The 10,416-nt window shown below is 57.0% G+C and carries 9 protein-coding genes; 4 read left to right on the top strand and 5 right to left on the bottom strand.

What is annotated here, in order from left to right; genetic code table 11:
• Positions 1 to 87 precede the first annotated feature (87 nt).
• A complete protein-coding gene (fbp, locus tag GVK32_RS09005; protein ID WP_159867510.1) occupies positions 88 to 1,086 on the top strand; it encodes a class 1 fructose-bisphosphatase in 999 nt (332 codons plus the stop codon).
• Positions 1,087 to 1,129: 43 nt separating this feature from the next.
• Here the strand turns inward: fbp and yjfF are convergent, their stop codons facing one another.
• The 4 genes from yjfF to ytfQ form a co-directional block, all read right to left on the bottom strand.
• Positions 1,130 to 2,128, bottom strand: coding sequence for a galactofuranose ABC transporter, permease protein YjfF (gene yjfF, locus GVK32_RS09010; protein ID WP_041143751.1), 999 nt, complete (start codon positions 2,126 to 2,128; stop codon positions 1,130 to 1,132).
• The gene (ytfT, locus tag GVK32_RS09015) at positions 2,115 to 3,140 is read right to left on the bottom strand and encodes a galactofuranose ABC transporter, ATP-binding protein YtfT (RefSeq protein ID WP_041143750.1); all 1,026 of its coding nucleotides are present in this window, start codon (positions 3,138 to 3,140) and stop codon (positions 2,115 to 2,117) included. Before ytfT ends, yjfF begins: the two co-directional genes overlap by 14 nt.
• Before the next feature lie 9 nt (positions 3,141 to 3,149).
• A complete protein-coding gene (ytfR, locus tag GVK32_RS09020; RefSeq protein ID WP_159867513.1) occupies positions 3,150 to 4,652 on the bottom strand; it encodes a galactofuranose ABC transporter, ATP-binding protein YtfR in 1,503 nt (500 codons plus the stop codon).
• 80 nt (positions 4,653 to 4,732) lie between these two features.
• Complete coding sequence (ytfQ, locus tag GVK32_RS09025) at positions 4,733 to 5,689, bottom strand: galactofuranose ABC transporter, galactofuranose-binding protein YtfQ (protein ID WP_123709879.1); 957 nt, start codon at positions 5,687 to 5,689, stop codon at positions 4,733 to 4,735.
• A 401-nt stretch (positions 5,690 to 6,090) separates the two neighbouring features.
• On the opposite strand from ytfQ, the gene ppa reads away from it, so the two are divergent.
• The 3 genes from ppa to GVK32_RS09040 all read left to right on the top strand — a co-directional run bounded on the left by ppa (position 6,091) and on the right by GVK32_RS09040 (position 10,022).
• Entirely contained in the window at positions 6,091 to 6,621 is a 531-nt protein-coding gene (ppa, locus tag GVK32_RS09030) for an inorganic diphosphatase (RefSeq protein WP_041143747.1), read from the top strand.
• 235 nt (positions 6,622 to 6,856) lie between these two features.
• Entirely contained in the window at positions 6,857 to 7,927 is a 1,071-nt protein-coding gene (locus GVK32_RS09035) for a YncE family protein (RefSeq protein ID WP_159867516.1), read from the top strand.
• Between the two features lie 85 nt (positions 7,928 to 8,012).
• Complete coding sequence (locus GVK32_RS09040; protein WP_159867519.1) at positions 8,013 to 10,022, top strand: TonB-dependent receptor domain-containing protein; 2,010 nt, start codon at positions 8,013 to 8,015, stop codon at positions 10,020 to 10,022.
• A 47-nt stretch (positions 10,023 to 10,069) separates the two neighbouring features.
• On the opposite strand, the gene GVK32_RS09045 is transcribed toward GVK32_RS09040, so the two are convergent.
• Positions 10,070 to 10,414, bottom strand: a complete 345-nt coding sequence (locus GVK32_RS09045) for a gamma-glutamylcyclotransferase (RefSeq protein WP_041143744.1) — start codon at positions 10,412 to 10,414, stop codon at positions 10,070 to 10,072.
• Positions 10,415 to 10,416 lie beyond the last annotated feature (2 nt).

A 10,416-nucleotide genomic window follows, 5' to 3' on the forward strand; every position in this document is an offset into this window, starting at 1 on the left:
GCGCGATTCACCTGTGCGTATTTTTTTTATTCTTTGTTAAGATTGTTGCGTTCGTTTTACTTCACATAAACATGCAGGGAACGGGTTATGAAAACGTTAGGTGAATTTATTGTCGAAAAGCAGCACGAGTTCTCCCACGCAACCGGCGAGCTAACTGCTTTGTTGTCGGCGATAAAACTAGGCGCCAAGATCATCCACCGCGATATCAACAAGGCCGGTCTGGTCGATATTCTGGGTGCCAGCGGTGCTGAAAACGTCCAGGGCGAGGTGCAGCAAAAACTCGATCTGTTCGCCAATGAAAAATTGAAGGCCGCACTGCGAGCGCGCGATATTGTTGCCGGGATCGCCTCTGAAGAAGAAGACGAAATCGTCGTCTTTGAAGGCTGCGAACACGCAAAATACGTGGTGCTCATGGACCCGCTGGATGGTTCCTCTAACATCGACGTTAACGTCTCTGTCGGGACTATCTTCTCCATCTATCGTCGCATAACCCCGGTCGGCACGCCGGTCACCGTCGAAGATTTCCTGCAGTCGGGCAGTAAACAGGTCGCCGCAGGCTACGTGGTTTACGGCTCCTCCACGATGCTGGTTTATACCACCGGCTGCGGCGTGCACGCCTTCACCTACGATCCTTCTCTTGGCGTATTCTGCCTCTCCCAGGAGCGCATGCGCTTCCCGGAGAAAGGCAATACCTACTCCATCAACGAAGGCAACTACATCAAATTCCCGATGGGCGTGAAGAAGTACATTAAGTTTTGCCAGGAAGAGGATATCGGCACCCAGCGCCCCTATACCTCGCGCTATATCGGCTCACTGGTAGCGGATTTCCACCGCAATCTGCTGAAAGGCGGCATTTATCTCTACCCAAGCACCGCCAGCCACCCGGACGGGAAGCTGCGCCTGCTGTACGAATGCAACCCGATGGCGTTCCTCGCCGAGCAGGCGGGCGGTAAGGCCAGCGACGGTAAAGAGCGTATTCTCGATATCGTTCCGGTTAGCCTGCACCAGCGCCGCTCCTTCTTCGTCGGCAACAACCATATGGTTGAAGACGTCGAAAACCTGATTAAAGAGTTCCCGGACGCGTAACGCTTCTGACTTCCCCTCTCGCCCGGCGAGAGGGGAATTTACGCTAGCGATTCGCCGCCCCGCTCACCCGCGATACCGGCGAGTTCTGGCGGTTTTCCCACAGCACCGTCAGCCCGCGCTGCAGCGCAATAAAGATAAACAGCAGAATACCGATCGCAATTTTCGTCCACCACGAGCTGAGCGTACCGTCAAAGTTGATGTAGGTCTGAATCAGCCCCTGAATCGCCACGCCGAATAGCGTGCCTAATACCGTGCCGACGCCGCCGCTGAGCAGCGTGCCGCCAATCACCACCGACGCAATCGCATCCAGCTCAACGCCAACGCCGGCCAGCGCGTAACCGGCCTGGGTATAGATAGAAAAAACGATCCCCGCCAGCGTCGCCAGCCCGGTCGAGAGCATGTAGATGCGGATGGTGGTCCCACGCGTCGAAATCCCCATCAGGTTCGCCGAGACAGCGCTGCCGCCAATGGCGTACACCTGATTGCCAAAGCGGGTACGGTGGGCCATAAAAATGCCCGCCACCACCACCAGCAGCATCAGCAGCCCCATCGCGCTCAGGCGACCGCCGCCGGGAATGGTCCACGCCAGCCCGGAGAGCGTGTCATACACCGGATGATCGATAGGGATGGACTCTTCAGAGACCAGGTAGCTCACGCCGCGCAGGAAGAACATCCCGGCGAGGGTAATAATAAACGCCGGGATCTTCAGCGTATCGATAAGCCAGCCCATCAGCGCGCCAAACGCGCAGCCCATTACCAGCACCAGCGGGAACGCCAGCAGCGGCGTGATCCCCCAGACGCCAATCGCTTTTGCGAGGAACACGCCGGTGAAGGCGATGACCGACCCGACCGAGAGGTCAATGCCGCCGGAGAGGATTACGAAGGTCATCCCCACGGCAATAATGCCAAGAAAGGCATTATCGGTGAGAATATTGCAGATCACCCGCGTCGAGGCAAAGCCGGGAAACTGGGTCAGGCAATAGAGGTAGCCCAGCACGAATACGGCAAGGGTAATCATCAACGGCAGGTTACGTTTTATCACGGCCGCGCACTCCTTTCAGTAAGCTGATAAAGCGCGGCGACTGAACGATCAGTACGCACAGTACCACCACCGCTTTCACTACCTGGTTTAACTCCGGCGGGAAGCCCGACAGCAGGATCCCGGTGTTCATCCCCTGGATTATCAGCGCGCCGATGACCGAGAGCAGAAGGTTAAAGCGCCCGCCCATCAGCGATGCGCCGCCGATCACCACCGCGAGGATGGCGTCCAGCTCCAGCCACAGCCCGGCGTTGTTGGCATCGGCGCCGCGAATATCCGCCGCAACGATGATCCCGGCTATCCCCGCGCACACGCCGCTGAGCACGTAGGCCAGCATCACGACGATGCGGGTGTTGACCCCGGCATTTTTCGCCGCCCGAATGTTGATCCCGACCGCTTCAATAAACATCCCCAGCGCGGTTTTGCGGGTGAACAGCCAGAACAGCAGCAGCGTGGCGGCAGCAATCAGCACCGGTGTCGGCAGCAGCAGCAGCGAGCCGCTGCCGAGCCACGCCAGAGGCGGCGAGTCAAAGGTGACAATCTGCCCGGAGGTGATCAGCTGCGCAACGCCGCGCCCGGCCACCATCAGGATCAGCGTAGCCACGAACGGCTGAATCTTCAGCACCGCCACCAGGATGCCGTTCCATAGCCCGGCCAGCGCGCCCGCCCCCAGCGAGGCCAGCAGCACCACCGGCAGGCTATGCCCGGCAACGGTCATTGAGGCGGCGGTCGCGCCGGCAATCGCCATCACCGCGCCGACCGACAGGTCAATCCCGCCGGTAGCGATAACCAGCGTCATGCCAATCGCCAGCAGCGCGACCGGCGCCGCGCGGTTAAGAATATCGATGGGGCTACCGAACAGGCGCCCCTCCTGGAGGACAATCTGGAAAAAGTGCGGCGCCACCAGGCTGTCGACGGCCAGCACCAGCAGCAGCGCAATGATTTGCGGCATACCCTTCGGCCAGCTGAAGCGACGCTTCGTTTGGCCGGTTTGCGGAAGAGATCCTGGCATCATGATTTACTCCTATGCCGCAATTGCGTTCATGATCGCCGGAACGGAGAGCTCCCCGAGCGGGATCTCCGCCACCTGCTTGCGATCGCGCATAATAATGACCCGATCGGCATAGCCCACCAGCTCTTCCAGCTCTGACGAAATGACCAGCAGCGCCAGGCCATCGGCGCACAGGGTTTCAATCAAGCGGATGATCTCGGCGTGGGCGCCGACGTCTATCCCGCGGGTCGGCTCATCGAGGATCAAAAATTGGGGTTTGGTCAGCAGCCAGCGGGAAAGCAGCACCTTCTGCTGATTGCCGCCGGAAAGAAATTCGATCGGCTGCTCGGCGCTGGGGGTGCGGATACCCAGCTGGCGGATAAAGCGTTCGGCAATTTCATTTTGCTCACGCCGGGAAATCGGACGCAGCCAGCCGCGCTGGGCCTGCAGGGCCAGCACGATGTTCTCCCGCACCGACGCCGCCGCGATAATGCCGTCGGTTTTTCGGTCTTCCGGGCAAAAGCCGATCCCGAGGCTGGAGGCCTGATGCGGCGAGCGCAGCGTCTGCGGCTTGCCTTTAATCCACGCGTTGCCGCTATCGGCCGGCTTGATGCCAAAAATCACCTCCGCCGTTTCGGTGCGTCCGGAGCCCAGCAGCCCCGCCAGGCCGACGATTTCGCCGGGGCGGACCTGGAGGTCGAACGGCGCGATGGTGCCCTTTTTACCAAATCCTTCAAAGGCGGCGATCGGCTTGTCGCTCAGCAGGGTGCGGCCCGCACGCTGTAGCGCGTTATGCTCCAGCTCCCGGCCCAGCATCATTTTCACCAGCTCAATCTGCGGCAGTTCGCGGGTTTCCCGGCAGCCGACGAAGCCGCCGTTGCGCAGCACGGTGATCCGATCGCTCACGGCATACACCTGATCGAGAAAATGGGTAACAAAAATCAGGCTGACGCCGCTATCGCGCAGCTGGCGCATCAGGGTGAAAAGCATCTCCACCTCCTGGGTATCCAGGCTGGCCGTAGGCTCATCGAGGATCAGCACCTTGGCCGACAGGTCGATAGCGCGACAGATAGCGACAATCTGCTGCATCGCCACGGAAAAGCGGTTAAGCGGTTCACGAACGTCAAGGGAGAAGCCGTAGGAAGCCATCAGATCGGTGGCGTGCTGTTCCATCTCTTTGCGCCGCAGCAGGCCAAAGCGGCGGGGCTCACGGCCGATAAACAGATTGTCCGCCACCGACATATTCGGCAGCAGGTTTACTTCCTGGTAGACGGTACCGATGCCCAGCTGCTGCGCGTGGGCGGTATTTTTCGGCGCGATGGCCTGGCCCTCAAGCCAGATAGTGCCGCGATCGGCGTGATAAACGCCGGTGAGCGCTTTGATCAGGGTCGATTTCCCCGCGCCGTTTTCACCCAGCAGGGCCATGATCTCACCGCGCCGCAGGCTGAAATCGACGTTATCCAGCGCCTTAACGCCGGGGAAAAATTTGCTCAGTCCCTCGGTACGAAGGATCTCCTGGTGTACTTCGCCGTTCATGGTTTCCCCTCCCCTAACCCTCTCCCTCTCCCCACCGGGGAGAGGGGACTAAACCGAGCGTCCTGATGGCCTACGCTCACTCAATAGCCCATGTTTTTCTTCTTCTCTAACTCTTCTTTCGCCGTCTCCGGCAGATAGAGCGTCGATTTGGTGATGGTCAGCTTCTCAGGCAGGGTGCCGTCTTTCTTGAATTTCTCCAGCGCATCAAACGCCGGCCCGGCCATATTTGGCGTCAGCTCGACGCTGGCGTTAGCTTCGCCGGCGATCATCGCTTTATAGATATCCGGTACGCCGTCAATCGAGCCGGTCAGAATATCTTTGCCCGGCTTCAGCCCGGCCTCTTTAATCGCCTGGATGGCGCCGATGACCATGTCGTCGTTATGGGCGTAAACCATGCAGATGTTCTTGCCGTTGTTTTCCGCTTTGATAAAGCTCTCCATAACCTCTTTCCCCTTACTGCGGGTAAAGTCGCCGGACTGAGAGCGGATAATCTTGATGTTCGATGCTTTAGCGATGGCCTCAGCGAAGCCTTTTTTACGGTCAATGGCGACGCTGGCCCCGACGGTGCCCTGCAGCTCAACGACGTTGCACGGCTTGCCGTCGACGGTTTTCACCAGCCAGTCGCCAATCAGCTGGCCTTCCAGCACGTTATTAGCGGTGACGGTGGTCATGTAGAGATCTTTGTCTTTTACATCAATAGAGCGGTCGAGCAGGAATACCGGAATTTTGGCCTCTTTGGCCTCTTTCAGCACCGGCTCCCAGCCCGTCGCCACGACCGGGGCGATAAAGATGGCGTCGACGCCCTGCGCAATGAAGGAGCGTACGGCTTTAATCTGGTTTTCCTGCTTTTGCTGGCCGTCGGCAATCTTCAGAGTAATACCGCGCTTAGCGGCCTCCTCCTTCGCAACGCTGGTTTCGGCCGCACGCCAGCCGGATTCAGACCCGACCTGCGAAAATCCTACGGTCAGAGGGGCAGCTATTGCCATAGATGACATAGCTGCGGAAACTGCTGTGACAAGAAGTAAGCGCTTCCACATAAGGCGATCCTCGTAGGGTTATTGTTAGTAAGATTGTTATCTGCGGACAAACTATAGACAATCAGAGATGTAACTGAATGCGTTACATCACACTTCGAAAAAGTAAACTAAATGTTAATTCATGCCGTTTAAGGCAGCTTAGAGCGGATAAGGCTTTCGCAGCGATGCCACCATCGCCGCAGATGGCGAAATTTTTAGCACTTTGAAAAATCAATCACATGCAATGTAAACGGTTACATAAATTTATTCAGGATGTGGCTATGTTTATGGATTTTCAGGTTGTTTTGCGATGAAAAATGACGCCATCTTTCCGCCACCGGAAACAAAAGAAGCGAAGACATTCGATGTGAGTTGGCTATAATACCGGGCACTTGTTTGCTATACATTTTAAAGGAACAGACATGAGCTTACTCAACGTACCTGCGGGTAAAGATCTGCCGGAAGACATCTACGTCGTTATCGAGATCCCGGCGAACGCAGACCCAATCAAATACGAAGTCGACAAAGAGAGCGGTGCACTGTTCGTTGACCGCTTCATGTCCACCGCGATGTTCTATCCGTGCAACTACGGCTACATCAACCACACCCTGTCTCTGGACGGTGACCCGGTAGACGTGCTGGTCCCGACTCCGTATCCGCTGGAGCCAGGCTCAGTGATCCGCTGCCGTCCGGTTGGCGTTCTGAAGATGACCGACGAATCCGGTGAAGATGCCAAACTGGTTGCGGTACCGCACACCAAGCTGAGCAAAGAGTACGATCACATCAACGATGTGAACGACCTGCCGGAACTGCTGAAAGCCCAGATCACCCACTTCTTCGAGCACTACAAAGATCTGGAAAAAGGCAAGTGGGTTAAAGTTGACGGTTGGGACAATGCTGCGGCAGCGAAAGCTGAAATCATTGCTTCCTTCGAGCGCGCTGCGAAGAACTAAGTTCGCCTCTGCGTGAAGCCAGACCCTGAACGCCGGCTGCCGGCTAGTAAGGGTTTTTTTATGTCTGCTGTTCACCCCTGCCCGTTTATTTCCCCCTTTCTCCCGCCCTGCGGACAAACCTGCGGCCAGACTTGCGCCTACCAGAATAGGAAGTCGGCCGGCTACATTTGCAATTGCGAATGAAATTAAAAATCATTATCATTTTCAATTCGTAAATAAATGTGAATAAACGTCAATGAACCTCCACAATGTGAAGACCTTAAAGCTCTGTTCCGGCATGGCGCTGACCGCAGCCCTGCTACTGACCGGCCTGACCGCAACGGCCGCCGCGCTTCCTGAGAAAGATTTCCTGACTCGTGAAGTGGGTCATGGCGTCTATGAGCTGGCGGTAGACGCGCAGCAGCATGCGCTGTTCGCCGCCTCCGCTCCTTCGTTTGATAAAGACAAAACCACGGGGCAGATTTACAAGCTGGACCTGGAAAGCCTCACCACCGTTGAAGTCATCAAAACCAGCCGTCGGGCGTTTGCCACCGCGCTGGATGAGGTGAACCATATTCTGTACGTCGGCAATACCCTCGAAGGCTCGGTCACGCTAGTCGATACCCGCAGCGGCAAGGAGCTGGCGGTGCTGCAGCTTAGCGAGGCGAGCGACCCAAAAGCGATTATCCATACCCGCGAAATGGTCCTCGATAAGCAGAACCATCGCCTGTACGTCTCCGGCGTCGCGGAGAAGGGCGTTGTCTGGGTGGTCGATACCGCTAAGCGGGCGAAGATTGCGACCATCAGCGAGATGGGCGAATACCCAACCGGCATGGCGGTCGATCCGCTAAAAAACCGGCTCTACGTGGTGAACGGCAGAAATGGCCTGATCGTCATCGATACCACCAGCAATAAAATTATCGACCGCTTTACCGTTGCCGCGGATAAAAAGCGCTTTTTCCTTAATATCGCCGTGGATGCCAAAAACAGCCGCGCCTTTATTACTGACCCGGATTTACCCAATGTATTAGTGGTCGATATTCGTAACGGTAACGTCCTTTTTAAAATTGACGTGATTAACTCCCTGGCCGTTATTTATAACGAGAAGCGTCAGGAGGTTTATATTATCCACCGCAACGCCAAACTGATAACCATCGCCGACAGCGAAACCGGCAAGGTAAAACAAAGTATTCAGACCACCGCCCTGCCCAATAGCCTTGCGCTTTCCGCCGATGCCAACACGCTGTACGTCAGCATTAAACAGCCCGAAGAGCTGATCGGTAAAAAGCCTGACTACGTGATGAAAATCGACCTGACTCAATACTAATCATCATCACGCGTTATTTTTCACCTTGTGGCGGCGCGCCGTCGCGAGGTGATGTCGTTATTTTCTCTTTGCAGGTGTCTATATTATGAAAACGCGTCAACTGATTACGCTTACGGGGATCGTCGCCCTGTCCGGCGGGGTTATTTTGCCCTCTCAGGCGGAAGAACTCAGCGAAACCTCGCGCAGCGGCGAAGATCAAATGGTGGTGACCGCCACCGGCTTTGCGCAGGAAAAGCGTGAAGCGCCGGCGACCATCTCGACAATCGATCGTAAAACGCTGGATGTTCAGCCCGATCGCAACGTCGGCGAGGCGATAAAAAATCTCCCAGGCGTGTCGGTGTCGAGCGGCAGCGAAATATCCTCGGGCAGCATCATGATGCGCGGCATGGACCCTTCCTACACCGCCTTCATGGTGAACAGCGTCAAGCAGAATACCGGCGAATCTCGCCCCTATGGCCAGGACCTCGGCACCGAAGCCAGCTTCCTGCCGCCGATGGAGGCGATTGAGCGTATTGAGGTGATTCGCGGCCCGATGTCCTCCCTCTACGGCTCAGACGCCATCGGCGGGGTGGTGAACGTCATCACCAAAAAGCCTTACGGCGTGAAGGAGTGGACCGGCGCCCTGGCCGCCAACACCTGGCTCCAGGAGCACCGTGATTTTGGCAATACCAGCCAGATGAATCTGTTCACCATGGGTCCGCTGATCCCCGACGTCCTCGGCCTAAGCCTCGCGGCCGACTGGCTGGATCGTCGCGATGACGAACGCGAAAACTACTTCGGCAAGCACAACCGCAAGTCCCTCGATATGACGCTCGGCCTGGCCGCCAGCGAGAACAACCTCTTTGACCTGAACGTGGTCACCGGCGAGCAGGAGAAAAATCGGACCTGGCAGCGCGGCACGCCCTGGTCGTGGCGCTTCGACCGCGACGCCTTAACCCTGACGCACTCCGGCTGGTATGCCGACGATACCGTCGCCACCACCAACTACATTAATTATGAAAAGGGCCGCTCAAAGTACGTCTATGACGGGCAAACGCCGCAATACGTACAGACGGAAAACTACGTTGCCAACAGCCAGACAACCCTGAGCCTGGATAACCACAAGCTGACCGTGGGCGCGAACTTTACCCGCGAAGAGCTGAATGACCGCTTTGATGTCGCCAACAAAACCCTGCCGGGCTCCACGCCGGTCACCAAAGTGAGCCGCAACGGCTGGGCGCTGTTTGCCGAAGACGGCTGGACCCTCGGCGATTTCATCCTGACCACCTCAGGGCGCCTCGATCGCGATGATAACTTTGGTACCCACGTCACGCCTAAGCTGTACGGTAACTGGGCGTTTAGCGACGCATGGGCGCTGAAGGGCGGGGTCTCTGCAGGCTATAAAAAACCGGAGCTGCGCGCCACCTCCAGCGATTTTATTACGCCGCACGGCTCAACCGTACCCTATCCCTTCCTGACGGTCGGGAACGACGACCTGAAGCCAGAGAAAAGCGTTAACTCCGAGCTCGGCCTGTACTGGACGGGCAGCGCCCTGGCGCTTGACGGCACGGTCTTCTATACCCAGTTCAAAGATAAAATTACCGAGCAGAACATCTGCGAAACCACGGCCACCAGCCAGTGCTCCGTTAATGGCTACAAAGCAGACTCAATCGACAAGTACTTTAACGTCAGCAAAGCGGACGTCTACGGCGTCGAGCTCAACGCTGACTGGCAGATTAGCGCCGATATCAAGGCTAACGCCAACTACACCTACAACCACAGCGAGCAGAAAAGCGGGGCGGAAAAAGGCTATGCCCTGAACGACTACCCGCGCCATATGGCCAATCTGTCGCTCAGCTGGGCAGCAACGCAGAGTCTGGACGCCTGGAGTACGGTGAACTATCGCAGCAGCAACCGCGATAGCGGCAGCCACAACGAGTATGAGGCCTATACGATGGTGGATGTCGGCCTGCGCTATCGTGTCAACAAAAACGCGCAGCTGCTGGCGGGGATCTATAACCTGTTTGATGCCGACCCTAAACGCACCACCTCGTGGGGCGAGTACGGTCAGATAGAGGGTCGACGCTATAACCTCGGCGCACGCGTCGAGTTCTGATTAGCGGCCACAAAAAACAGCGCCACCCGAGGGTGGCGCTGTCGTTTTTAATACTGGTCTCTGTCTAACCAGTTACCGCTCTCTATCCGCGTAAATCCCTCAACCGGGCGCTGATAGACATACATCCATGCGCCGCCATACGGCGTCTGGATAAGATGGCGCGCGTATTCGCCGCCTTTGGTACGCAGAGCATCCAGTTCGGCCAGCGTCGATGCGTCAATACGATAGACTTCACCATGTACCGTGCCTTCACCGGGCACCGCGCCTGGATAGTGGCCCAGGCTGTACAGCTGATAATCGTTGACACTATGAGCGCCCAGCCACTGAGCGTTGGTCATCCAGTGGCTGTTGCCTTGTTTGCGTCGTAAACTGCCGTAAACAAATATTCGCATTG

This window comes from Klebsiella sp. 18074 (assembly GCF_902705905.1).
Taxonomy (GTDB): domain Bacteria; phylum Pseudomonadota; class Gammaproteobacteria; order Enterobacterales; family Enterobacteriaceae; genus Klebsiella; species Klebsiella terrigena.

Excerpts from the sequence above, each read along its gene's own strand:
- ppa (WP_041143747.1), top strand. The coding sequence starts at position 6,091 with ATGAGCTTACTCAACGTACCTGCGGGTAAAGATCTGCCGGAAGACATC.
- ytfQ (WP_123709879.1), bottom strand. The coding sequence starts at position 5,689 with ATGTGGAAGCGCTTACTTCTTGTCACAGCAGTTTCCGCAGCTATGTCA.
- GVK32_RS09045 (WP_041143744.1), bottom strand. The coding sequence starts at position 10,414 with ATGCGAATATTTGTTTACGGCAGTTTACGACGCAAACAAGGCAACAGC.
- ytfR (WP_159867513.1), bottom strand. The coding sequence starts at position 4,652 with ATGAACGGCGAAGTACACCAGGAGATCCTTCGTACCGAGGGACTGAGC.
- GVK32_RS09040 (WP_159867519.1), top strand. The coding sequence starts at position 8,013 with ATGAAAACGCGTCAACTGATTACGCTTACGGGGATCGTCGCCCTGTCC.
- fbp (WP_159867510.1), top strand. The coding sequence starts at position 88 with ATGAAAACGTTAGGTGAATTTATTGTCGAAAAGCAGCACGAGTTCTCC.
- GVK32_RS09035 (WP_159867516.1), top strand. The coding sequence starts at position 6,857 with ATGAACCTCCACAATGTGAAGACCTTAAAGCTCTGTTCCGGCATGGCG.
- ytfT (WP_041143750.1), bottom strand. The coding sequence starts at position 3,140 with ATGATGCCAGGATCTCTTCCGCAAACCGGCCAAACGAAGCGTCGCTTC.